We start from the raw sequence: 23,524 nt of genomic DNA on the forward strand, positions 1-23,524 counted from the left end.
TTCATCGACCGGTTCCGGTATCCATACCGATGGGAAGGGCTGCCACCACCTGGAAGCCGCCCCCGGAACGGTCGCCCGCGAACAGCTGACCGCCCACCGCGGCCGCACGCTCGCGCATGCCGAGGATGCCGAAGCCGCCTTCTGGCGTGGACTGATGCGGGCGTCGCACGTTGGTGCCACGGCCGTCGTCGAGAACCGACACGACAATCTCCGCGGGCCGGTAAGCGAGGTCGACGCTGACGGCTCGGGCTGCGGCATGCTGAACGACGTTGGTGAGTGACTCCTGGAGGATGCGGTAAGCGGTCAGGTCGACCGCGGGTGGCAGCAGGTACGGTTCGCCCTGGCGGGTCAGGTCCACCTGCAGCCCGGCGCGCCGTGCCGTCTCGATCAGCGAGTCCAGCTGCGCCAGGCCGGGCATCGGGGCGCGGTCGGCAGTCCTACGCCTGTCGGCGAGTGGGGCGGCCCGCAGCACCCCGACGGTGGCAGCCAGCTCGGCCCTGGCCTCACGGCACGAAGCACGGACTGCCTCCACGGCCTGGAGCGTGGTGGCCGGGTCGTCGGTGAGAGTGTCGGCCGCGACCGATGCCTGGATGGCGGCGCCGGCGAGGGTGTGCGCCAGCACATCGTGCAGTTCCCGCGCGATACGCAGCCGCTCCTCGGTGACCCGGCGATCGGCCTCCCGCTCGCGGTCGAGGACTGCGTACCGGGCCGCCGAGTCAGCCTCGCGAGCCAGAGCGCGGCGGCCGCGTATTGTCTCGCCGAGCAGAACCAGCGACCCCAGCAGGGCAGCCTGCGGCAGCAGCTGGATAGCTGACACAGTCACGCCGAGGTGGTCCTGGAACACGGTGAACAGCTCGGCCGTCGTCATGGCGAGGATGGCCGCGGAAACCGCCCACCGCAGATGACCGGCGACCGCCGCGGCGTACAGGGGCACAGCCAGCGGGATTACCGGCGAAATCCCCGGGTTACCCACCGCATGGTAGATGACCAGCAGGATTATCGAGGCGAGCAGCACGCCGAGCGGTGTCCGGCCGCGTAACGGCAGCAGCGCCGCGATAAGCACAGCGAACAGATACGCCGGCGCCCCCGGCGGCGCCCCTGGCTCCGCCGACACGAAAATGCGCATGCCGATGGCCAACGCGACCACCGCCGCCAATCCGCACTCGGCCAGCACACCGAACACCGACCGGCCCGGGCCAGCTACCCCCACGCCGTCCATGGTCACACAGTAGGGCCTGGTCGACCCTGACGCGTCGACCAACTGGGGTAGCCGCACCAAGGCGCCTACCCCAGCCAGGGTAGGCGCAAGTGCCATCCGCCAGGCGACGACCGGACGGAGCGAACCGGCAAGCCTGGCAGCATGAACACCCCTACCGACGCCGACCGACCCGCACAGGGTCGCCCGGCCCCGATTCCGTCACCGGAACCCGCACCACCGCACCTCCCCACGGCGCCACGGGTCGGACCGACGTTCTGTGCGTGGTGGCTGTTACGACTGTGGGTCACCCTCCAGGCTCTGGACGCCTTCCTGCAGCCAGTGTTCGAAGGACGATTCCTGTCCGGCGACTACGCGATGCTCAGCCTGCACCGGACGAACGCAACCTACGTCGGGGTCCTGTCGGTCAGCCTGCCCGTCGTCGCGGTCGTCGCCTGGCGGGTCTCCCAGGTCCCCGGGCGCATCGTGCTGGGCATGGCGGCGCTCGCGCCGCTCGCGGCGCTGCAGATCGTCCTGGGCTTCAGCCGAACACTGGGCATCCACGTACCGCTCGGCGTCGCCATCCTCGGGCTGTCCGGCTGGCTGACCGTGTGGATGTGGACCCATCACCCGGCCGGGAAGCGGATGGCTACCACGCCGGGGCAGCGGTGAGCGCCCCACCCGGCGAACGCCTGTCACGGCGCCGCCTGCTGGGCCTCGCCGGTGGCGCCGGGATCGCCGCCGCGGTCGGGTTCACCGTCCCGATCCTGTCCCGACAGGACCAGACCGGAAAGCTGCTACCCAGCCAGATCCCGCTGCCGCGGCCATTCCAGGTACCGCTACCCGTCCCGCCAATGCTCGCGCCGGGCCGGCATCCGGACTTTCCCGGCGCGGACTTCTTCGAAATCAGGCAGCTGGTCACCCGGCAGGAGATCCTGCCCGGGGTACCGACCGAAATCTGGGGCTACAACGGCACCTTCCCAGGCCCCACGCTCACGTCCCGCTCCGGCGTGCGTACCGTGGTCCGCCACCACAACAATCTGAACGTACCCACCGTGACTCACCTGCACGGCGGCCACACCCCGCCAGGCAGCGACGGCTTCCCCACCGACCTGCTCTACCCGCAGACCCACCCCGGCCTACCCATGAACGCCATGCCCGGCATGGCGACGATGGGAAAACCGGACCCACAGGCACACACCACGACCGGAAAACGGGACTACCACTACCCGATGACGCAACGCGCGGCCACACTGTGGTACCACGACCACCGGATGAACTTCACCGCGCAGTCGGTCTACCGCGGACTCGCCGGCTTCCACCTCGTCCACGACGCCGAGGAAGCACGCATCCCGCTGCCCGACGCCGACCGCGACATCCCCCTCATGATCGCCGACCGGTCATTCGCCGCCGACGGCTCGCTGCTCTACCCGGCGCTCGACCCGACAACCCTGACCACGCCCGGCACCACCGACCCGTACATGGGCGGAGTACTCGGCGACGTCATCCTGGTCAACGGCGCACCATGGCCAGTGCTGGACGTCGCCGCCGTCCGGTACCGCTTCCGGCTGCTCAACGCCTCCAACGCCCGCCGGTACCAACTGACACTGTCCCCACCACCGGCAGACGGCACAGCGTTCATCCAGATCGGCTCGGACGGCGGCCTCCTGGCCAACCCGGTCCACCACACCACCATCGACATCGCCCCTGCGGAACGGTTCGACGTCGTCATCGACTTCTCCCGATACACCACCGGACAGGAAATAACACTCACCAACCAGCTCGGCTCCGAGACCACGGCACGCGTCATGCGCTTCCGAGTGGCCCGCCGCGAGGCCGACGGAAGCAACGTTCCCGACCAACTGTCCACAATGGAGCATATCCCGGTCAGTCAGGCTCAGCAGACTCGTAGCTTCAGCTTCCAAAACCACGACCGCCGCACCTGGACCATCAACAGCAAAGAATTCGACCCAACGCACCCGATCGCCACACCACGGCTCGATGCCACCGAGATCTGGCGGTTCACCACCGACCTCCATCACTCGATACACCTGCACCTCGTCCAGTTCCAGGTCATAGCCCGCAACGGGAAGCCACCCGGCGCATACGACGCAGGCTGGAAAGACACCATCGACCTCAAACCAGCCGAGGAAGCCGCCATCATCGCCCGGTTCACCGACTACCCCGGCAGGTACGTGATGCACTGCCACAACCTGGAACACGAGGACATGGCGATGATGACGACATTCACCGTCACCTGACTTCAGCGACAGTCTGGGGCAGCGGACGCCGCGGCCGGAATGACAATCGAAACACAGAGCGGCGCCCCCTCACCGTCCCAGCCACGCAACTACACCACCGGGTCGGTATCCTCCTCGCTCCTCGTCGGGGCGGCACTCGGTACCGGTGTCGCGTACCTGGCCACTGTCGCCTACTTCCGCAGCCAACTCAGCGAACGCATGAGCGACGCACCGGTCCTCGACCTCGTACTCATCGTCGCCGGACTGCCTGTCGCCGCCACCGCCGGAAGCTGGCTGCTCGCCGGACGTGAACCACACCGGATGGCCCGTCGACCCATCGGATGACCGGGGGTGGCTCCGGATAAGTTCTTATTGCCGCCGCCATCGCCAGCGTCGAGGCACGAGAGGCCAACCGGCGCCCGCCTACACACCGAACTCGCCGACCGGAAGGTCAACCAAGTCAACACCCGGCGCGAATTCTTCTACGCCACCCCAGCCGAAGTCCGTGACATCCTCCAACGCATCGCCGGCCAGCACCTACTTGAGTACCGCGAAACCCCCGAGGCTGTGGGGTGGCGCGCGAGCCGACGCACGGAGATCCCGCGCGCAAACAACCTCGAGCCCGATGCGCAGAGATGATGCGATGACAGGACTCAATCCAGGAGCGCGGTCGGCCAAATAGAGCGATGTCGCTGTCATCTTGAGGCAGAGCCGGAGGCTGCGATGACGCGGGCTTCGGCGCAAACGGCGCCCGGCGCACTCCCATGCCAGAAGAAACCGCACGGTCAACCTCCGGGCCCGGGGTCTGGGCGGTCTGAACGGGCGCCAGCTGCATGGCGACCAGCGCGAGGCAGGGAGCCCGCCACTATCGGAGATCCTTGGACTGCAGGCGCGCGGCAGACAACGGCCCCGGTGAGGTCCACCGGGGCTGATGTCTAGACGTTTCCTGGCGTGAATATCAGGCGGGGATGGTTGTCAGGGCAGGTTCATCATCGCCGGCATGGCGGAGCTCGAGGACCCGTGAGGTCAGAACTGTCAGAAGCGCCGCCTGTCCCCGGGTCGGCTGAAGGCAGAGGGACTGTAGTACCGCGTGACGGTGCCATTCGGAGCGACCTCCCAGCTGTAGTGCTTCAGGAAGTCCCACAGCAGGGGCGGCTCCTCGCACGTCGTGTTGTGCGATCGGTAGGCATTTTTCGTCACCTTGAATATCGGGACGTGGCTGCCCGGGTCGTACCACGTCCAGGTCTGGAAGCGGTCGTGGAAGCCACTGCGCAGTCCGGCGGCTGTGTCTACATCGGACAAGGCTAGTCCGTCCACGCCAAGGTGGTACTGCGCCCAGCCGTCCGTAGCGTTTTGCGTGTCGTCCCAGAGCGTGCCCACGAACTGCTGGATGTCGCCGTAGCCGTAGATCATGTAGTTGGGAATCTTTTGCCCGCTTGCCGGGTACGCGACGCTGTCGATGCTGATGGTCCCCGCAGGGTTCGGGGCCACGGGGAAGGACGTGGTCGCGACTGCGGCGAAGTACTCGGGGAAGGCAATCGCGAGGTTCTGCGTGACCTGGCTGCCGGCGGAGTGCCCGGTGGAGTAGAAGCGGGTAGGGTCGACATCGTACTGGGCGGTGATCGTGTCGCGCAGCTGTCGGAACAAGACCAGCGAGTCGTGATGGCTGACCACCACCGAAGTCCTGCTGTATTGCTCGCAGATGACGACGAGGATGAACCCCTCGCGCTCAGCGAGCTTCCACCACTGAGTTGCGTCCACGAACACCTTGTCGGTCTGGCTGTCGCCGGGCCAGACGAACACGACGGGTGCCTTGCGCCGGGCGGATCGGGGTACGTACACGAGGTATTCCCGAACGAAGCCGGCGACCTGCATGGTGTGGACCTCGATGCCGAGACTCTTGTAGTCGGCACGCTCGTAGAGTGAGTTGCTGTACGCGAAGAAGTTCTCGTACCGGGTGTAGGCGGTGAGGAACTCGACGATCTGGCGGGTGACCACACTGCTGCGTCGGTTGACCGGATGGGTCTGGACCGCGACCTTCGAGATCGGTCCGGCGTGCGATGTCATCCACCGGTCCGAGCCGGGGCGCTGGTGGTAGCCAGTGCCGAGGAATCCCTCACTGATCCCCGTGGCGAGCGTGTCGTTCGCGTGCTTCCAGTACGCAATGCTGGCCGCGGCCGAGGTCGCATCGGGATGGATGTACCAGGTCGGGACCACCACCTCGTCGTAGCGGATGAGACGGAAGTCGGGCGGGAAGGTCACCGGCGAATATTGGGTGTGGCCGTCGAACTCGCGCGACGCGTACGTGTCGAGGTACGCCGCGCTGAGGCCGGCGGAGTCGACGTATGCCTGAGCGATGACGAGCAGCGGGTTCGCGACGGCCCATGCCTCCACTGCCGGACCGCCACCGCCGTACCCGACGAGATAATGCTCGCCGAAGATGGAGAAGTAGTTGTTGCTCTGGAAGAAGGTCAGCGCCGCCTGGACGTAGGCACCCTCGGCCACGGCGTCGCCCCAGCCGTCGAGCCCTGGCTCGAGGACGAACAGGCCTTCGTCCCGCTGGTCGGCCACGTCCCGCCACCCCGACGTCTGCAGGAACTCGGCGGTGTCGGCACCGTCCGGCACAGCGATCACCGTGTAGTAGGACCGGATCGGTGTCTCAGCCGCGATGTACACCTTCGCGGTCCGGGTCGTACCGGCGACGTCGAAGGATTTAGTCCAGTACCCGGTCATCTCCCTCGGCAGCTTGTTGGCGCGGGTGTAGTCGTACGCGGGGAAGGGGCGGCCGTCGAGGGGCTGAGCTTGCCCGAGGTCGCCGGGCCGGTGGCCGGCCGCGTAGGCCGGAGTCGTAAAGGCTCCGGTCGTGATCGCGGCGGTCATCGCTACCGCGGCGGTGCCTTTAAGAAGCTGGCGCCGGTCAATGTTGGTCATAGCCGCGAACGTAACAGGGTCCGCTTCGCGGTTCATAAAGTCCGCTAGATAGTACGCGATGCAGAGAAACCGGTGCTTGCACGTGGAAAGTCCTGCTCTCTATATTGATGCTGGATCCGAAGTCGGTACGACAGGTCCGCCTGATGGATCGCCATGAACGCGCGCGAGTCGTGCCGTCCCATCCGAGATGCCTACGCGCGCGGCCGAGGGTGGGCTTCCCACCCCCGGCCGTCACAGGACCTCATCGACCTAGGTATCGGTCGGCGTTTGTCGGGCTTGCTCAGTAGACCTCGACCTTGCCCGTGGGGCGCGGGCTGTAGCAGTCGTTGAAGAAGTACTCGCCGCGCTTGCGGAAGGTGTACCGGAACGACTCGCCGGGCTTGAGCTTGACGTCGAAAAGCCCCTCGAAGAACTGGGTGGCACCGTGGACGTTCACGTTGTCCGCCGGGTTGACGAACGTGACCGTGGTGCCGACCGGTACCCGCAGCCAGGTCGGGGCCATCCCGTTGACCGCCGTTGACTCCGTGGTGCCGACCTGACCCGTGGTGGCGTTGTAGGTACGGGCCAGTACCACGGTGTTGTTGACCGTGCTGCCCTCCACCGCCGTACCGGAGACCGGACGGCGGACCACCGGCGGTGCCGGTGTCGGGGCCGGGCGGACGTTCCCGCCAATCTTGAACGCCCACAGGAAGTCGCCGCGCGGCGCTGAGCTGCCGTACGGGATGTCGGTGCCGCCGGCATACACGGCGAGGTACTGCTCGCCGTCGACCTCGTACATGAGGGGGCTGCTGCTGATCGCCGCGCCGGTCTGCCACTGCCACAGGCTCTTGCCGCTGTGCGCGTCCAGGGCCAGTAGGTTGCCGTCGGGCTGGCCGATGAAGAGGATATCGCTCGCAGTACTCAGGACGCCGTTGCCGTGGGCCAGCGAGTACGGCATCCGCTTCTTCCACCGCACCAGATTCGTGCTGGGGTCGACGGCGACGATGCCGCCGGTCTGGTACTCCCCCGGCGGGCGCAGGCCGTTGCTCGACTCGGTGAGCGAGTGCGCCGCGGCGACGTACCCGAAGCCGGTGTAGACCAGCCCGGTGCTGTGGCTGTAGGAGTGGTGGTTCCAGCAGGCGCCGCCGCCGTGCCCGGGCGTGGACAGCACCGGCACGTCCCAGTGCGGCGTGTAGAGGGACGCCTGGATGTAGTTGGGCACGGCTCGGTTCGGGTCGCCCGGCACCTCGGTACCCAGCGGCTGGTTCACCACCCGGTTTTCCGTCCACCCGCCCTGGCGCGGGAACGGCTGCGTGGGCCAGGTCTTCTGCCGCGCGTCCTGCGGTACCGGGACCTCGTCGATACCCAGCGGCGCGGAGCCGTCGGTGCGATCGAGGATGAAGTACATGCCGGACTTGCTACCGTAGACGAGTATCTTGCGCACCCGGCCGTGAATCTTCACGTCCGCGAGCACCGGGGGCATGACGTTGTCCATGTCCCAGATGTTGTGGTGCACCGACTGGAAGTGCCACCGGTACTCGCCGGTCTTGAGGTCCATAGCCACGATCGAGCTGGAGAACAGGTTCTCGCCGGCCCGGCCGGAGCCGTCCTGCGAGGAGTTGTTACCGCGGGCGTTGCCGAAGGTCCAGTAGACGAGACCGAGTTCGGGGTCGATGGCCGGGTGCTGCCACGGCGTCGCACCACCGGTCTGCCAGGAGTCGCCCTCCCACGTGTCGTTGCCGAGCTCGCCTTGGCCGGCGGCGCCCCAGAAGTGCCACACGAGGTCACCGTTGCTCGCGTCGAGGGCGAGTGCGGCGGCGCGGTCGCTGTCGTGGGTTCCAACGTAGAGCATGCCGTCGTGGTATGTGACGGCGACCTTCTCCATGGTGCCGTAGCCGAGGATCTGCCGCTCCCACACCACGGCACCGGTCTCCTGGTCCAACGCGATGATCCAGTTGCCCTTGCCGTGGGTGAAGACCATGCCCTGACCGACGCCCACACCCCGCCGGGTGACGGTGCCCCGGGTCTGCGTGTACTGCCACTTGGTAACGCCGGTCCTGCCGTCGACGGCGAACACGTTGCCCAGCGCGGACTCGATGTACAGCACGCCATCGACGGCCACCGCCGTGCTCTGGTTGGTACCGGTGGTGATGCCGCCCTCGATCCGGTTGACCCAGGCGCCACCGAGCCGGCGGACGTTGGCACGGTCGATGCCGGACAGCGCGGTGTAGTTCTGGTTACCGAGGTTTCCCCCCACCTTGGGGAAGTCCTTGCCGCCGGGCGTGGAGAAGGTCAGCGGGGGCCGCGCCGGTTGACCGGGATGCGCGCTGGCCGCGGTCGACTCCGTCTCGACCAGGGCGGTACCGACCGCTGCGACGGCCGCGCCCTTCAACAGCTCTCTTCGTTGGATCGGCATGCTGTCCTCTCTCCGCTGAGCCTCGGGGTGTGAGCCTTCCGGTCATGTCAGGGGCGAGAGCGGGACTCCGGTGAAGTGTCCGTCCACAGTGTCCTCATCTCGCTGCGGGCGGTGTGCTCGCGCACCGCTGGGTGAACCGGCATCGGCGATAGGTGAGTGTGGTCCGCTAGGCGGATCCATCGATCCGCAAGATGGACGAAACATAATCCGCGGCCGGCCTCCCCACAACCCCCGGACGGGAATCCACATACGACCCGGCCCCATGGGTGTTGTGCGCGTGACACCCTTGTCCGCCCGAGGGGCCGAGCGTATGTTGAGTCAGACCTCTAGATGGATCGACCGGTCCGCATAGCGGACCGCATCCACTAGCCGTCCACGATGGAGGGACACCGCCCATGACACGCACCGAGACATCGCCACCGCCAAGCGCACCGGCCGGCTCGACCCGGCGCAGCTGGACCCGACCACAGGTGCGCGGCTTCGAGACCCGTCCCGAGGTCACCGCGTACGCCGGAGCCGACGGGCCGTGGAACAACCGCTGACCCCGGCGGAGTTCACCGCCGCGCTGCGCGGGCTCCGCCACCGGTACTGGGACCGCCACCCGTTCCACGTGCGGGTGCATGCCGGTGAGGCCTCACCGGAGGACATCCGCAGGTGGGTGGCCAACCGCTGGTACTACCAGCGGTGCCTGGCGCAGAAGAACGCGGCGATCATCGCCAACTGCCCCGATCCGGAGATACGGCGCCGGTGGCTGGAGCGGATCAGCTTCCATGACGGGCACAGCGGCGGGGAGGGCGGGCTGGGAGACTGGCTCGCCCTCGGCGCCGCGGTCGGACTCGACGAGACGGAGCTGCTCGACGAGCGGCACGTGCTGCGCGGTACCCGCTTCGCGGTCGACGGCTACCTCACGTTCTGCCGCACCCGCCCGTGGTGGGAGTCGGCGGCTGCCGCGCTGACCGAACTGTTCTCCCCGGAGCACATGAGCGACCGTATCCATGCCTGGCGCGAGCACTACGACTGGATCAAGCCGGACGGCATGGCGTACTTCGAAAAGCGCATCCCGCAGGTGCGCGAGGACGCGTCCTACACGCTGGGCCTGGTGGTGCGGCACTGCGTCACCCGCGAACAGCAGGAGACCGCGATCGCGGCGCTCGCGTTCAAGTGCGACGTGCTCGGCGCGATGTTGGACGCGATCGACTACGCGGGGCAGCGATGAGCACGCCGACCGCAGCGGTCGAGGCTGATACGGCTGGGACCGGCGGTGTGCCCGGTCTGCGCCGCCGCGTTCGGCTGGTACACGATCCGGTGCGCGGAGCGCCGGCTCTGCTGTACCCGGAAGGCGTGCTGCTGCTCAACGAGACAGCGGCCGCCGTACTCGGCGAGTGCGACGGGGTACGGGGCACCGACGCCATCGCCGCCCATCTGGCCGAGCGGTACGACGGCGTGTCCCGTGAGGACGTCGCCGATCTGCTGGCCGATCTGCACCGGCGGCGCCTGATCGGGTGGGGCACCGACGGGCACTCGGTGGTCGCGCCGGTCGTCCCCGAACTGCCGCCAGCCGCGGCGCCGCGCGCACCGACGCCGCTCGGACTGCTCGCCGAGCTCACCTACCGCTGCCCGCTGCACTGCACGTACTGCGCCAACCCGATCAATCTGGCCGGGTACCGCGACGAGCTGGACACGCGGGCGTGGTACCGGGTGCTCGACGAGGCGCGGGCTCTCGGCGTCCTGCAGGTGCACTTCTCCGGCGGAGAGCCGCTGCTGCGCCGGGACCTGATCGACCTGGTCCGGCACGCGCACCGCCTCGGCATGTACGTCAACCTGGTGACCAGCGGCATCCCGCTGGCGGCGGGAGCCCTCGCGGGCCTGGCGGCCGCCGGACTCGACCACCTTCAGCTGTCCATTCAGGACGCCCGGCCGACCGAGGCGGACGCGGTCGCCGGTATCCCGGCGGCGCATGCGCGAAAACTGGCGGTGGCCGAACAGGCGCGCCTGCTCGGCCTGGCACTGACCGCCAATGCCGTGCTGCATCGGGGGAACGTCGGCCGGCTGGTGGACATCGCCGCGCTGGCCGCGGCCATGGGCGCCGACCGGGTGGAGCTGGCCCACACCCAGTACTACGGCTGGGCGCTGCGCAACCGGGCCGCACTCATGCCCACCGCCGAGCAGGTGGCGACCGCCCGGAGCGATGCGGCGCTGGCCCGGCAGCGCTACGGCGACCAGCTGGAGATCGTGCACGTACTGGCCGACTACCACACCGGCACCGCGAAGCCGTGCATGGACGGCTGGGGTACCCGGCAGCTGGTCGTCGCGCCGACCGGCGACGTGCTGCCCTGCCTGGCCGCCGCGCAGCTGCCCGGCCTGGTCCCCGTCAGCGTGAGGGACCAACCGCTGCACGACATCTGGTACGACTCGCCGGCGTTCAACCGGTTCCGCGGCACCGACTGGCTGCCGGAGCCCTGCCAGAGCTGTGCCCTGCGCGAAGTCGACTTCGGCGGATGCCGCTGCCAGGCCTACCAGCTCACCGGCGACCCGGGCGCCACCGACCCGGCCTGTCACCTGTCCCCGCACCACGACCGGCTGGTGGCACTGTCCACCGCCGATCCGGCTGCTGTCGCGGTACCCCGGCGGATGCGGTGAGAGTCCGCGTCCTCGGGACCGCCGCCGGCGGCGGTCTGCCGCAGTGGAACTGCGCCTGCGACGGCTGCCGGCAGGCCCGGGCCGCCGGCGTCGACCGTACCCAGGACTGCCTGGCCGTCAGCGGCGACGGACGGGCCTGGTACCTGGTCAATGCCTCCCCCGACCTGCGCACCCAGCTGCTGCGCACGCCGGAGCTGGCGCCGGGGCCGGGCCGCCGGGACACGCCGCTGCGCGGCGTCCTGTTCACCAGCGCCGAACTCGACCACACATTCGGGCTGTTGAGCCTGCGGGAAGCCGGCCAGCTGACCGTCCACGCCACTGCCCCGGTGCGCCACGCCCTCCGCGGGGCATTCCCGCTCGAACCGGTGCTGGCGCGGTACACCCGCACGCGTTGGGAGACCGTCGTGTGTGGACAGGCTATCCCGCTCGACGGCGGGCTGAGCGTGACCGCCATCCGTCTGAGCGAAAAAAGCCCCCGGTACGCGGAGCCACACGCCGGCGACGACTGGGTCATCGGGTACCGGATCGACGATGTCCACAGTGGATCCACGCTGCTGTACGCGCCGTGCCTGGCAGCATGGACCGACACGCTCTCCACCGCCGTACGCGACGCCGACGCCGTCATCCTCGACGGCACGTTCTACGGCTGCGACGAGATGGCCACCCGCACCGGTCTCGACCGCCCGGCTGCCGGCATGGGCCACCTGCCCATCCGCGACTCGCTGCCCCACCTGGCCGCCCATGCCGGCCCGCGATACCTCTACACGCACCTCAACAACACCAACCCGCTGACCCACCCGGACGCGCCGCAACACGCGGCACTCGCCGAGGCAGGCGCGGCCGTCGCGACCGACGGTCAACTGCTCTCACTCTGACCCGCTCTCATCCGTCGCGACCCGCGCCGGATTTCCACACCCTGGAAGGAGCACAACCTCACCGTGAAAAGACACTGGTCGACCATCGTCACGGCGTCCGCGAGCGCCGTCGTGACAGCCCTCGCGATGGTCGGCGTCATGCTGGCCACCGGCCTGCCCAGCGCGGCGCACGACAGCAAGGTCAAGAACACCGGGGCGCAGAACCTCGGCGACCCCGACTACGGCGTGTGCCGGGGCACCAACCCGGCCTGCTACCACGACTGGGGCAACTTCGACCCGGCCGACGGGTACAAGGTGCTGCTCTACACCGCCACCGCCGGACCCCGTCACGCCGACCTCGGGCCGGCCCTGGCCCCCGGCATGGACCCGCCGCTGGCCGCGTCCAACGTGGTACAGAACGCCGTCATCAAACTCGGCCAGCAGAACGGCTTCACGGTCGACTGGACCGAGGACGTCAACCAGCTCGCCTCGCCCAATGACCTGTTCAAGTACAACGCGGTCATCTTCTTCAGCACCTCCCGGGACAACCTGAACCTGGCCGCGCAGACGTCGCTGCGTCAGTACATCCGCGGCGGCGGCGGATTCGTCGGCGTGCACAACGCCTTCGGGACCGAGTACAACTGGCCCTGGTACGAGGGCCTGCTGGGCGGGGCGAACTACTACGACCACGGCCCGGAACAGACTGGCACGGTCGACATCGTGGATCGCAAAGACGTGTCCACCTCCGGGTTGCCGTCGACGTTCACCTTCAAGGACGAGTGGTACAACCTGGTTCCGTTCCCGTCCGGTGTCCGTTTCCTGGCGACGGTGGACGAGAAGACACTGCCCAACGGCGCCAAGGGTTCGATGGGCGACCCGGGTGCCGGCGACTTCCACCCCGTCGCCTGGTGCCAGTACTACGACGGTGGCCGGGCGTTCCTGACCACACTGGGGCATGACGCCGGCGACTTCTCCACCGACGGCTCGTTCCCCGGCGCGCAGGACTTCCAGAAGCTGCTCGTCGGCGGCATCAGGTCCGCCATGGGGGCCGCACCGTTCTGCAAGTGACGCGCTGACGCCACCGGGCCCGGCATCTCGCGATGCCGGGCCCGGTCTCTGTCCGTGGCGGGGGCGGTGACCGGAGGGCGCGTCACCGCCGCCGGCCGGTCGCTGTCACCGGGCCGCCGGCTCCGGCCTGAGCACCAGAGCCAGCCCGGCGACGGTGACCAGCATGCCGACCAGGCTGACCGATGGGATCGGCTCGGCCAGCAGCGCCCAGCCCCAGCCCACGCCGAACACCGGCACCAGGAGGTTGACGTTCGCGGCCCAGGCCGGCCCCTCCCGCCCGATCAGCCAGTAGAACAGCAGGTACGCCAGTGCGCTGCCGAGCAACCCGAGCACGGCCAGTACGCCGAGGTCGCTCGTATGGATCCGGGCGGTGGGAGGCACGATCGGGAGCACCGCCAGCAGGAGCGCGCAGCCGGCCAGTTGCTGACCCGCCGCGACGGCCAGGGGCGGCACCTTCGCGAACCGGTCGGCGGCGAAGAACCCGGCGTACGCGAACACCGCCGCCCCGGCCAGCCCCGCCGCGACACCGTCGAAATCCGACGTGGACAGGCGTAGCCCGCGGGCGCCCATCACAGTCAGCACACCGGCGGAGGCGAGCCCCAGGCCGGTCAACTGCGCCCAGCGGGGCCTGCGGCGACGTCGCACCGAGTCAATGAGCAGGGCGAACATCGGCGCGGAGGCGTTGAGCACCGCCGACGTGCCGGCACCCAGGCGCAGCGTGGCCACTGAGATGAGGCTGAACGGGATCGCCGCGGACAGGGCGCCCAGCATGAGATACGCGAGCGGGCCCGGCCCGCGCAGTGACTGGCGGCGGGCACGGGCCAGGGCGAACAGGGCGGTGCCACCGACGAGCGTGCGCCCGACCGTGACGCCGACCGGGCCGAGTACCGGGGCGACCAGCCGGACGAGGACGTAGGACAGGCCGAACAGGGCACCGCAGCAGGCCAGTGCTGCGAGGGACCGCGTCCTCATCCGGCGCGGTCCCTCGCCGTACCGGCGGTCACAGTCCGAGGTAGATGCGCCGCACCCGGGGATCGTGACGCAGCTCGTGCGCGCTGCCGGTCATCGCCACCTGGCCGTTCTCCATCACCAGGCAGTCGGTGGTCGCCTCGAAGGTGAGCTTCGCGTTCTGCTCCACCAGCAGCAGGCTCATCCCCTCCCCGCTCAACCGCTGCAGCACCGCGAGGATGTCCTCGACCAGCTTGGGCGACAAGCCCATCGAGGGCTCGTCGAGCAGCAGCAGCCGGGGACGGGACATCAGCGCCCGGCCGATGGCGAGCATCTGCTGCTGCCCGCCGGACAGCGCCCCGGCCAGCCGGGCGCGCATCTCGCCCAGTACCGGGAACAGCTCGTACACCTCGGCGAGGCTCTGCTGGCTGTGCCTGCGCCATCCCCGCGCGTACGCGCCGAGCATCAGGTTCTTCTCGACGCTCAAGCCGGCGAACACCTTACGTCCCTCGGGCACGTACCCGACGCCGTGCCGGACCATGTCCCGGGCCCGGACCCGGGTCAGGTCGATGTCGCCGAGGCGCAGCGCGTCCACGGCACGGGGCACCAACCCCATCAGCGCCTTGAGCGTGGAGGACTTTCCGGCGCCGTTCGCGCCGACGATGCCGACGGCCTGTCCGGCACCGACGGTGAAGTCGACCGACCGCACCGCGCAGACTCCTCCATAGTGGACGGTCAATCCGCGAACCGACAGAGTCAGTCCGGAGCCGGTAGTGGTCGGTGCGGGCGAGGTCTGCGTCACTGGGCCACCTCCGTGGCGATCACCGGGGGAACGTCCTTGCTCATCGCCGAATCGCCCAGGTACGCCTCGATGACCCGCGGGGTTGCGGCCACCTCCGCCGGGCCGCCCTCGGCGATCACCTCGCCGCTGGCCAGCACGGTGATGCGCTCGCACAGCGACATCACCAGACCCATGTTGTGCTCGATGATGACGACGGTCACTCCGCTGTCGCGGATGGATCGGACGATCTCGCCGAGCTGCCGTACCTCTTCGCCGTTGAGCCCGGCGGCCGGTTCGTCCAGCAGCAGGAGCCTGGGCCCGCTGACCATGGCCCGGGCGATTTCCACCCGGCGCTGGATGCCGTAGGGCAGCGATCGGGGCAGCGCGTCGGCGAAGGCGCTCAGCCCGAACTGGTCGAGCATGGCATCGGCCCGCGCGCGCAACGCCCGGTCCCGCCGCACCACGCCGACCTGCCACACCGCGTACCGCCAGATCCCGCGGGTACGGCTGCGGTCGGCGGCGACCAGGACATTCTCCCGCACCGTCAGGTTGTTGAACAGCCGCAGATTTTGGAAGGTCCGGGCGAGGCCGGCGTGGGACAACTGGTAGGGTCGGCGGCCCCCGACCGGCGCGCCGCCAAGCCGGACTGTTCCACCGCTCGGCCGGTAGAGGCCGCTGATGACGTTGAACAGTGTGGTCTTGCCGGATCCGTTCGGGCCGACGATGCCGCGGATCTCACCGGCCCCGACCGACAGCGAGACCTCGCGCAGCGCCCACAGGCCGCGAAACCGCTTGCTGATCTGCTGGACCTCCAACAGCGGCCCCGGCCCCACCGGCGCGGACGCCTGCGGCGCGGCCGGGAACGGACGGAACGGTCCGAGCACGGCCGCGCTCGCACCCTCGCCCCGCCGTTTGCGCCAGCCCGAGCGCAGCCGCGCCGGCAGGCCGGCCAGCCCGGTCGGAGCGAACACCACGGCCAGCACGACTACGACGCCGTACCCCAGTTGGGCGTACGTCGACGCGTCACTCAGCGCCTCGCGCAGCAGGGACAGGGCCAGCGCCCCGACGACACAGCCGACCAAGCTCTGCCGGCCGCCGATGATGACCATGGCGAGCAGCAGGAACATGTTTGTCATGCTGAACGTATCCGGGGACACGTACCGGATCAGCCCGGCGTACAGCACGCCGGCCAGACCGCCGTACACACTGGCCAGGCCGAAGGCCGCCATCCGCAGCATCGGCACCTCGGCACCGACCGCGCCGGCGGCCAGCGAGTCGTCGCGCATCGCGCGCATGCGCCGGCCCAGCGGGGTACGCACGACGAACAGCCCGAAGGCCAGCGCGGCGGCGAACACAACCACCTCGACATACCAGTACAGGTAGTCGGAGGACAGGTCGACGCCGCCCAGCGGTGGTACCGGGATCCCGGAGATGCCCGACGCGCCACCGGCGAGGGCGGCGTTGGTGACCCAGTTGGTGAACGCGACCGCCAACCCCAGCGTCACGATGCCCAGATAATGCGACTGCACGCGCAGTGCCGGGGTGCCGACCAGCAGGCCGATCACCACGGTCGCCACCAGCGACAGCAGCGCCGCCGGCCAGAATCCGTACCCGTAATGGGTGGTGAGGATCGCCACGGCGTACGAGCCGACTCCGAAGAAGGCCACCTGCGCCAGGTTCACCTGACCCGCCACGCCCATCGCCAGGCCCAGCCCGATGGCCAGCACGGCGAACACCAGCGCCACGTCGGCCACGTGCATGGCGTACAGGTTCAGTCCGTACGGCAGCCCCCACGCGACGACGGCGAGCAGGGCGACCAGACCGATGCGGTACCTCACGCGCGGTTCACCGTCCTCTCGCCGAACACACCGGTCGGGCGGACCATGATGATGACGGTGAACACGAGGAACGTCACCAGGTCCGAGTAGCCCTGGAAATGCCCGGCGCTGAACGAGTCGAGCACGCCGATGGCAAGGCCGCCCAGGATCGCGCCGGGGATGCTGCCGAAGCCGCCGAGGATCGCCGCGGCGAATCCCTTGATGCCCAGGGAGCCGCCCATCGAGGCGTTGACGTACAGCAGTGGGCCGACCAGGCCGCCGCCGAGCGCGGCGAGGCCGGCGCCGATGGAGAAGGACAGCGCGTTGCTGCGCCCGACGTGGATACCGACCGCGGTGGCGGCCTCGTAGTCCATCGCGACCGCCTGCATGGCCGCACCCCGCTTGGTGCGTTGCAGGAAGAGCACCAGGGCGACCATCGCCAGTGCTGCGATGGCCAGCACGACGAGGTTGTAGGTGCGCACCCGGATACCGAAGATGTCCAGCGGTGCCGCCGGGACCGGGGACGGCACCGCCCGGCCGGTCGCGCCCCAGATCAGGGTGGCGACCGCCTCCAGCACGATGCCGAAGCCGATCGTACCGATCAGCATCAGGTCGAAGTCCTTGTTCTCCAACGGGCGCAGCACCCGTTCGATGATGACCCCGATCAGCCCGGTCACGACGATGGCCGCGACGATGGCCAGGGCGAAAGGCAGCTTGGCGGACATGTAGAAGGTGGACGCGACGTACGCGCCGATCATGACAACGTCGCCGTGCGCGAAGTTGACCAGGCCCATGGTTCGGTATACGAGCGAAAAGCCCATGGCGACCAGCGCGTAGACCGCACCGAGGCTCAGCCCGCCGATGAGCGTCTGAAAGAAGACTTGCATGGCTCCCCCTGCCGCGACGGCGCGACGGCGACGGTAACGGGTACCCGGGCCGGCAGAACTGCGCCGGCCCGGGAGGATGGCTGCGTCAGCTGGCCACGGCCAGCCGGCCGCCGGCTCAGCTGGCCGCGGCCAGCTTGCCGTTGCTGATGACGCCGATCGACGTGGCGAAGATGCCCACGCCGGTGCTGTCGAACGCGAAGCTGCCCAGCAGGCCGTTGTACTTCGTGGCCCGGATCGCGTCGGCCAGCTTCTTGCCGGTCGCCACGTTGCTGGTCTTCAACGCGGTCAGCACGATGCTCGTTCCGTCGTAGGCCTTCGCCCCGTGCAGCTCGGCGTCGTCACCGTACGCGGCCTTGTAGGCGGCGGCGAACGTGCGGGACGCGTCGCTGATGTCATTGCCCAGGTACGGCGAACTGACGATGGTGTTCTCGACGTTGGCCGCGCCGGCGGTCTCGGCGAACACCGGCGTGCCCTGCGGAGCGCTGCCGGCGAATGGCACGGTGATGCCCAGATCGCGGGCCTGCTTGACGATGAGCCCCGCCTCTACCTCTTCGGAGCCGATGAAGACCAGCTGCGGGTTCTTCTGCCGGATCGTGGTCAGCGCGGCGCTGAAGTCCTTCTGGTCGGTCGTGACCACCTGGTCGGTCAACGGGGTGACGCCGCGCTTGGACAGCGAGGCGAGGAACGCGTCATGCTCGCCCTTGCCGTACCCACCGTTGTTAGTGATCATGGCGATGCTCTTGATGCCCTTGGTGTCGACAACGTACTTCGCCAGCGTCTCGTCGTAGGTGGTGCTGGTCGGCCCGTTGAGGAACAGGAACGGGCTGCCCAGCTTCACCATCGAGTCGGCCTGGCCGGAGGTGATGTTCGGGATCTGCTCCTGTTGCAGGATCGGAGCCATCGCCTGGGTCACCGCGCTCTCGGAGGTGCCGATCATCGCGATGTACCCGTCACTGGCGATCTTCCTGGCCAGATTGGTACCCACCGTCGGGTCGCCCTGGTCGTCGAACACGTCCAGCTGTATCTTGCGGCCGTTGATGCCGCCCTTGGCGTTCCACTGGTCGACGGCGAGCTTCGCGCCGTTGGACTCCCAGTGGCCGAGCGAGCTGAGCTGGCCGCTCTGGGCGTCGACGACCGCTATCTTGATCGGGCCCTTGCCGCTTCCGGACGATGACGTGCTGGACTTGCCGGGGGCGCTGCACGCGGTGGCGAGGATGGTGGTGAGGACGGCGGCGCCGATCAGGGCGCCGCGGATGTGCCGTGGGGTGTGCATCACGATCACCTCGAATCAGGGTATGGGTATGTCGTGTTGCGGTGGTTCACTCGAAGACACCGTGGTAGATGTCCTTGATGTTCCAGTGACCCGGAGTGGGTACCGGCTCGTTGACCATCGGTACGTCCAGCACCGCCGGGCGGCGACGCGAAATCGCGGTACGCAGCGCGCTGGCCAGATCCTCGGCCCGTTCGATGAGGTAGCCGTCGGCCCCGCAGGCGCGGCCGAGCGCCGCGAAGTCGGGGCTGTACGGACGGCCCTGCGGATCCACGAACTCGCAGCCGTAGCTGGCGCCGAAGTTGGCGGCCTGCAGGTCGGCGATCGTCCCGTGGGCCCGGTTGTTCATCACCAGGAAGATGACCGGCAGGCCCTGCTCCACCGCCATCGGCACGGCCGGCAGCTGCGCGCTCATCCCGCCGTCGCCGACCAGGGCGACGACCACCCGGTCCGGCTCGGCGATCTGCACGCCCAGCGCGGCGGCGGGCCCGAAGCCCATCGTGGAGGCGCCACCCGGGGTGATGAAACGGCCCTGCGCCGGCAGCGGATAGCACTGCGCCACGCCATTCTTGTTCCAGCCCACATCGGTGACGAGCACGGCGTCCGGTGGCAGGACGTCGCGCACGTCGGCCAGGATGCGCTCCGGGCGCAACGGGAAGTCCGCACTGCGGCCCCGTTCGCGGCTGCCCTCGAACAGTCCGGTGCGCGCCGCGTGGATCTGGTCGCGCAGCGCCTGGCGCACCACCGGCTGCGGCGCCCGCTCGCGTACCGCCGCGTCGATGGCCCGCACCGCGCGGGTCGCGTCGGCCACCGCGCCGATCTCCACCGGGTAGTTGCGGCCGATCTCGGCCGGGTCGATGTCGATCTGGATCAGCCGGGTCGGCGGGAACTGCCAGGTGTAGCGCGGATTCCAGGAACTCGCGTCGGTCTCGGCGAACCGGGTCGCCACGGCCAGCACGAGGTCGGCCTCCAGCGCGTAGGTGTTGGTCACCTCCAGTCCCCAGAACCCGGTCATGCCCAGCACCAGCCGATGCTCATCGGGCAGCGTCCCCTTGGCCATCAACGAGTGCGCCACCGGCAGATCGAGGTGCTCTACCAGGGACGCGAGCGCGGCCCGGCCCTCCGCGCCGTGCAGCCCACCGCCGACGTACACCAGCGGGCGCTGCGCGCCGATCAGCGCCCGGGCGATGTCCGCCGCCGTGGAGGCCGGCAGGTCCGGCGCCGCGCTGTGCGCCGCCAGCGGGTACGCCGAGGCGAGGCGGGCCGGTACCGTCCGGGAGAACAGGTCCATGGGGACGTTGAGCAGCACCGCTCCCGGGCGGCCGGAGGTCGCCGTCCAGAACGCCCGCTCGGTGAACCGCGGCAGGTCCTCCACCCGGTGCACGTGCCAGGCCCGCTTCACGAACGGCCGGTAGATCGCGGTCTGGTCGGCGTCGGCGTGGAGGTTGACCTCCTGGTGCGGGTGGCGCCCGTAGAAGTAGGACGGGATGTCACCGGCGATGGCGATCAGCGGCACCGAGTCCAGCGCGGCGGTGGCCACGCCGGTGACCGCGTTCATCATGCCCGGCCCGACGTGCAGCAGTACGACCCCGGGCTTGCCGGAGGCTCGGGCGTACCCGTCCGCGGCGTGCGCCGCCGCCTGCTCGTGCCGGGCGATGACGAACCGGATGGTGCTGCGCCCCATCGCGTCCAGCAACGCGATGTTGGTGTGCCCGCAGGTGCCGAACACGTACTCGACCCCGTAGGACTCCAGCTGGGCGACCAGCGCCTCGGCGGCCGAGCGCTCACCGGCCCCGGCCGCTCCCGTGACCGTTGCCGCCGGTGTTGCGTCGACTGTCATCGTGGCTCCTCCTCTACGTGCGCGGTTTCAAACGGCTGCGCTGCCGCCATCGACGGGTGCGCTGGCGCCGCAGCCGGCCGCGCTGCCGCCGAGGGCGATTGCGCTGTGACCGTGGACGATTGCTGCGGGGGCGCCGGCGGTTGCTCCGAGCGCGGCAGCGCGATCCAGGACTTGCCGGCCACCTGGCCCGCCTCGCGCAGTGCCCGGGCCGCCTCCGCCAGCGGGTACCGCGCCCCCACGACGCTGCCCGGCCGCGCCGGAGCCTGCGACAACGCCCGGATCGTGCTCGCGAAGTCGTCCGGGTGGTCGTAGATCAGGCAGCCGCGCAGGGTCAACCGGCGCTGCACGATGGGGAAGCTGGCCAGTCGGGCGGGTACGCTGCTCTGCCCGATCAGCGCGACGCAGCCGTCCGGCGCGGCACGGAACACGGCCAGCTCCAGCGCCTCCGGCGCCCCGGATGTCTCGATGACCACCGGGAACATCGCCGCGTCGTCCAGCTCGGCCAGGTCGCGGGCACCCAGCCCGCGGGCCAGTCGCGCCCGGCCCGGGTTCGGGTCCGTCACGTACGGGACGGCTCCGGCCGCCAGCAGGGTCTGGCAGACCAGCAGGCCCTGCGCTCCGGCGCCGACGACCAGGCACCGTACGCCGGCCCGGGCTCCGCTGCGGACCACCGCGGAACGGGCTACCGCCATGGGCTCCACGCACACCAGATCCTCGTCCGGCCAGCTCGCCGGTACCGGCCAGGCAAAACGCGCGGGCACCGCGAGCCGCTCGACCAGCGCGCCCGGTTCGGAGATGCCCACAGCGCGCCGCCGCGGGCAGGTCGCGGTCGCCCCGGCGAGGCAGGAAGGGCAGTCCAGGCACGGGTAGTTCGGCTCGACGACGACCCGCTGCCCGACCTCCCGGCCAGCGACCCGGTCGCCGACCGCGACGATGTCCCCGACCGCCTCGTGCCCCAGCACCCAGGGCAGCGTGGGCACCGCCCGCTTGCCGGTGAACACGGCCAGGTCCGAGCCGCACAGGCCGACCGCGCGTACGGCGACGATCACCTCGTCCGGGCCGCAGGACGGCTCGGGCCAGTCGTAGCGCACGTCGACGGCACCCGGCTCGCGCAGCACCGCGGCCATCACGACTGGGTCCCCCAGATCGACATGCCGCGCAGCATCAGCGTCTTGACGACGGTGTAGTCCTCGATCATCGGGCGCGGCGACTCTCTGCCGAATCCGGAGTCCTTCACCCCGCCGAACGGCACGTGGTCGAGGCGGAAGTTGGACGAGCCATTGACCACCAGACCGCCGACCTGCAGGTCGCGCCACGCGGTGAGGATGCGGGCGATGTCCCGGGTGAACAGTCCGGCCTGCAGGCCGTAGTCGCTGGCGTTGCAGGCGGCCACCACGTCGGCGAAGTCGTCGTAGGGCAGCACCGCGACCAGTGCGCCGAATACCTCCTCGGTGACCACCCTGGCGTCGGCCGGCGGATGCGCGACGATCGTCGGCGCGACGGTCGCGCCGTCCCGGGTACCGCCGATAGCCACGGTCGCTCCGGCCGCCGCAGCTTGCTCGGTCCACGTGACCACCCGGTCGGCGGCCTGCTCGTCGACCATCGACCCGACGTCGGTGGCGGGGTCCAGCGGGTCGCCGACCTTCAGCGCGGCGACCGCGTCGGTGAACCGGGCCAGGAACTCCTCGAACCGCGACCGGTGCACGTAGACCCGCTGCACGGAGATGCAGCTCTGCCCGGAGTTGCTGTACCCGGTGCGGGCGCAGATCCCAGCCGCCTCGGCGACATCGGCGTCCTCGCACACGATGGTGGCGGCGTTGCCGCCCAGTTCGAGGACGAGACGCTTCGCGCCGGCCGCGCGAGCCACCGCCGCCCCGGTCGCCGCGCTGCCGGTAAAGCTGATCACGCTGACTTCGCGCGCCGCACACAGCGCCGCGCCGACCTCGCCACCGCCGTGCAGCAGTTGTACCGACTCGACCGGCGCGCCCGCGGCCAGCAGCAGAGCCACCACGGCCGCCGAGGTCGCCGGCGCCTGTGGTGGCGCCTTGACGATGGTGGTGTTCCCGGCGGCGAAGGACGCGCCGAGCTTGTGTGCCAACAGATTCGCCGGAGCGTTGAACGGCGTGATGGCAAGCGCCACTCCGGCCGGGGCGCGGTAGGTCAGGGCCGTGTTGCCCACTCCCCTGGACCAGCCGGCGACCGGCAGCACCTCTCCACCGATCTGGCGGGCCTCGGCGGCGCAGACGTGCAGGGTGTCGGCCACCCGGTCCAGTTCGCCGCGGCCGTCCTTGAGCGGCTTGCCGAGTTCCCGCGCAATCATGCGCGCGAAGTCGTCGCGGTACTCCACCGCCAGGTGGGCCGCGCGGTCCAGAATTTCGGCCCGGGCCGCAGGCGCCAGCGCGGCGATGGCGGGAGCCGCGCGGCGCGCGTACGACGCGACCGCGGACACGTCCGCCGGTTGCGCCTGCGGAGCCCGACTGACCACCCCACGCAGGTACGGTCCGAACCGTTCGGCAGTGGTTCCCCGATTGGACCAGGCGCCGGCGATCAAAGCAGGTGCCTGTGCCACTGCCCCGTCAGCGGAAGACCTGAGGATGGCATCGAGCATCACGCGTTCCTCCAACGAAACCGCTTGATGGTACATCTGGACCGCTCTAC

19 protein-coding genes are annotated in these 23,524 nt (G+C 69.7%); 8 read left to right on the plus strand and 11 right to left on the minus strand.

What is annotated here, in order from left to right; all coding sequences use genetic code 11:
• Nucleotide 1: 1 nt before the first annotated feature.
• The gene (locus Raf01_RS20590; protein WP_203919584.1) at nt 2-1,219 is read right to left on the minus strand and encodes a sensor histidine kinase; all 1,218 of its coding nucleotides are present in this window, start codon (nt 1,217-1,219) and stop codon (nt 2-4) included.
• 141 nt (nt 1,220-1,360) lie between these two features.
• On the opposite strand from Raf01_RS20590, the gene Raf01_RS20595 reads away from it, so the two are divergent.
• The 3 genes from Raf01_RS20595 to Raf01_RS20605 are packed head-to-tail and all read left to right on the plus strand — an operon-like array spanning nt 1,361 to nt 3,780.
• The gene (locus Raf01_RS20595) at nt 1,361-1,867 is read left to right on the plus strand and encodes a hypothetical protein (protein WP_203919585.1); all 507 of its coding nucleotides are present in this window, start codon (nt 1,361-1,363) and stop codon (nt 1,865-1,867) included.
• Complete coding sequence (locus Raf01_RS20600) at nt 1,864-3,456, plus strand: multicopper oxidase family protein (protein ID WP_203919586.1); 1,593 nt, start codon at nt 1,864-1,866, stop codon at nt 3,454-3,456. The genes Raf01_RS20595 and Raf01_RS20600 overlap by 4 nt, the downstream gene beginning before the upstream one ends.
• Nucleotides 3,457-3,495: 39 nt before the next feature.
• Nucleotides 3,496-3,780 carry a hypothetical protein gene (locus tag Raf01_RS20605; RefSeq protein WP_203919587.1) on the plus strand — a complete coding sequence of 95 codons (285 nt, stop codon included), beginning with the start codon at nt 3,496-3,498 and terminating at the stop codon, nt 3,778-3,780.
• A 690-nt stretch (nt 3,781-4,470) separates the two neighbouring features.
• Here the strand turns inward: Raf01_RS20605 and Raf01_RS20610 are convergent.
• Nucleotides 4,471-6,366 carry an alpha/beta hydrolase family protein gene (locus Raf01_RS20610; protein ID WP_203919588.1) on the minus strand — a complete coding sequence of 632 codons (1,896 nt, stop codon included), beginning with the start codon at nt 6,364-6,366 and terminating at the stop codon, nt 4,471-4,473.
• Nucleotides 6,367-6,646: 280 nt separating this feature from the next.
• Nucleotides 6,647-8,761: an outer membrane protein assembly factor BamB family protein gene (locus Raf01_RS20615; protein WP_203919589.1), complete on the minus strand. Its 2,115-nt coding sequence runs from the start codon at nt 8,759-8,761 to the stop codon at nt 6,647-6,649.
• Nucleotides 8,762-9,156: 395 nt separating this feature from the next.
• Between Raf01_RS20615 and Raf01_RS20620 the strand changes: the two genes are divergently transcribed.
• The 5 genes from Raf01_RS20620 (at nt 9,157) to Raf01_RS20640 (ending at nt 13,323) form a co-directional block, all read left to right on the plus strand.
• Nucleotides 9,157-9,303, plus strand: coding sequence for a hypothetical protein (locus tag Raf01_RS20620; RefSeq protein ID WP_203919590.1), 147 nt, complete (start codon nt 9,157-9,159; stop codon nt 9,301-9,303).
• A complete protein-coding gene (gene pqqC, locus Raf01_RS20625) occupies nt 9,288-9,977 on the plus strand; it encodes a pyrroloquinoline-quinone synthase PqqC (protein ID WP_203919591.1) in 690 nt (229 codons plus the stop codon). The genes Raf01_RS20620 and pqqC overlap by 16 nt, the downstream gene beginning before the upstream one ends.
• Nucleotides 9,974-11,401, plus strand: coding sequence for a pyrroloquinoline quinone biosynthesis protein PqqE (pqqE, locus tag Raf01_RS20630; RefSeq protein ID WP_203919592.1), 1,428 nt, complete (start codon nt 9,974-9,976; stop codon nt 11,399-11,401). The genes pqqC and pqqE overlap by 4 nt, the downstream gene beginning before the upstream one ends.
• On the plus strand, nt 11,398-12,276 hold the full coding sequence (pqqB, locus tag Raf01_RS20635) for a pyrroloquinoline quinone biosynthesis protein PqqB (RefSeq protein WP_203919593.1): 879 nt from the start codon (nt 11,398-11,400) through the stop codon (nt 12,274-12,276). Before pqqE ends, pqqB begins: the two co-directional genes overlap by 4 nt.
• 63 nt (nt 12,277-12,339) lie before the next feature.
• Nucleotides 12,340-13,323, plus strand: a complete 984-nt coding sequence (locus Raf01_RS20640) for a ThuA domain-containing protein (protein ID WP_239133769.1) — start codon at nt 12,340-12,342, stop codon at nt 13,321-13,323.
• A gap of 105 nt (nt 13,324-13,428) precedes the next feature.
• On the opposite strand, the gene Raf01_RS20645 is transcribed toward Raf01_RS20640, so the two are convergent.
• The 8 genes from Raf01_RS20645 to Raf01_RS20680 form a co-directional block, all read right to left on the minus strand.
• The gene (locus Raf01_RS20645; RefSeq protein WP_203919594.1) at nt 13,429-14,295 is read right to left on the minus strand and encodes a DMT family transporter; all 867 of its coding nucleotides are present in this window, start codon (nt 14,293-14,295) and stop codon (nt 13,429-13,431) included.
• Nucleotides 14,296-14,323: 28 nt separating this feature from the next.
• Nucleotides 14,324-14,980 carry an ABC transporter ATP-binding protein gene (locus tag Raf01_RS20650; RefSeq protein WP_203919595.1) on the minus strand — a complete coding sequence of 219 codons (657 nt, stop codon included), beginning with the start codon at nt 14,978-14,980 and terminating at the stop codon, nt 14,324-14,326.
• A gap of 89 nt (nt 14,981-15,069) precedes the next feature.
• On the minus strand, nt 15,070-16,890 hold the full coding sequence (locus Raf01_RS20655; RefSeq protein ID WP_203919596.1) for a branched-chain amino acid ABC transporter ATP-binding protein/permease: 1,821 nt from the start codon (nt 16,888-16,890) through the stop codon (nt 15,070-15,072).
• Nucleotides 16,887-17,756, minus strand: coding sequence for a branched-chain amino acid ABC transporter permease (locus tag Raf01_RS20660; RefSeq protein ID WP_203919597.1), 870 nt, complete (start codon nt 17,754-17,756; stop codon nt 16,887-16,889). The genes Raf01_RS20655 and Raf01_RS20660 overlap by 4 nt, the downstream gene beginning before the upstream one ends.
• A 115-nt stretch (nt 17,757-17,871) precedes the next feature.
• A complete protein-coding gene (locus Raf01_RS20665; protein ID WP_203919598.1) occupies nt 17,872-19,029 on the minus strand; it encodes an ABC transporter substrate-binding protein in 1,158 nt (385 codons plus the stop codon).
• 46 nt (nt 19,030-19,075) lie between these two features.
• Nucleotides 19,076-20,866 carry a thiamine pyrophosphate-binding protein gene (locus tag Raf01_RS20670; RefSeq protein WP_203919599.1) on the minus strand — a complete coding sequence of 597 codons (1,791 nt, stop codon included), beginning with the start codon at nt 20,864-20,866 and terminating at the stop codon, nt 19,076-19,078.
• Nucleotides 20,863-21,993, minus strand: a complete 1,131-nt coding sequence (locus Raf01_RS20675) for a zinc-dependent alcohol dehydrogenase (RefSeq protein WP_239133789.1) — start codon at nt 21,991-21,993, stop codon at nt 20,863-20,865. The genes Raf01_RS20670 and Raf01_RS20675 overlap by 4 nt, the downstream gene beginning before the upstream one ends.
• Nucleotides 21,993-23,510 (minus strand): aldehyde dehydrogenase family protein, encoded by a 1,518-nt coding sequence (locus tag Raf01_RS20680; protein ID WP_308442659.1) that lies wholly within the window; start codon nt 23,508-23,510, stop codon nt 21,993-21,995. The genes Raf01_RS20675 and Raf01_RS20680 overlap by 1 nt, the downstream gene beginning before the upstream one ends.
• Nucleotides 23,511-23,524 lie beyond the last annotated feature (14 nt).

This window comes from Rugosimonospora africana (genome assembly GCF_016862975.1).
GTDB classification, from domain to species: domain Bacteria; phylum Actinomycetota; class Actinomycetes; order Mycobacteriales; family Micromonosporaceae; genus Rugosimonospora; species Rugosimonospora africana.

Excerpts from the sequence above, each read along its gene's own strand:
- Raf01_RS20665 (WP_203919598.1), bottom strand. The coding sequence starts at position 19,029 with ATGCACACCCCACGGCACATCCGCGGCGCCCTGATCGGCGCCGCCGTC.
- Raf01_RS20610 (WP_203919588.1), bottom strand. The coding sequence starts at position 6,366 with ATGACCAACATTGACCGGCGCCAGCTTCTTAAAGGCACCGCCGCGGTA.
- Raf01_RS20595 (WP_203919585.1), top strand. The coding sequence starts at position 1,361 with ATGAACACCCCTACCGACGCCGACCGACCCGCACAGGGTCGCCCGGCC.
- Raf01_RS20645 (WP_203919594.1), bottom strand. The coding sequence starts at position 14,295 with ATGAGGACGCGGTCCCTCGCAGCACTGGCCTGCTGCGGTGCCCTGTTC.
- pqqE (WP_203919592.1), top strand. The coding sequence starts at position 9,974 with ATGAGCACGCCGACCGCAGCGGTCGAGGCTGATACGGCTGGGACCGGC.
- Raf01_RS20590 (WP_203919584.1), bottom strand. The coding sequence starts at position 1,219 with ATGGACGGCGTGGGGGTAGCTGGCCCGGGCCGGTCGGTGTTCGGTGTG.
- Raf01_RS20670 (WP_203919599.1), bottom strand. The coding sequence starts at position 20,866 with ATGACAGTCGACGCAACACCGGCGGCAACGGTCACGGGAGCGGCCGGG.
- Raf01_RS20615 (WP_203919589.1), bottom strand. The coding sequence starts at position 8,761 with ATGCCGATCCAACGAAGAGAGCTGTTGAAGGGCGCGGCCGTCGCAGCG.
- Raf01_RS20680 (WP_308442659.1), bottom strand. The coding sequence starts at position 23,510 with ATGTACCATCAAGCGGTTTCGTTGGAGGAACGCGTGATGCTCGATGCC.
- Raf01_RS20660 (WP_203919597.1), bottom strand. The coding sequence starts at position 17,756 with ATGCAAGTCTTCTTTCAGACGCTCATCGGCGGGCTGAGCCTCGGTGCG.
- Raf01_RS20605 (WP_203919587.1), top strand. The coding sequence starts at position 3,496 with ATGACAATCGAAACACAGAGCGGCGCCCCCTCACCGTCCCAGCCACGC.
- Raf01_RS20620 (WP_203919590.1), top strand. The coding sequence starts at position 9,157 with ATGACACGCACCGAGACATCGCCACCGCCAAGCGCACCGGCCGGCTCG.
- Raf01_RS20675 (WP_239133789.1), bottom strand. The coding sequence starts at position 21,993 with ATGGCCGCGGTGCTGCGCGAGCCGGGTGCCGTCGACGTGCGCTACGAC.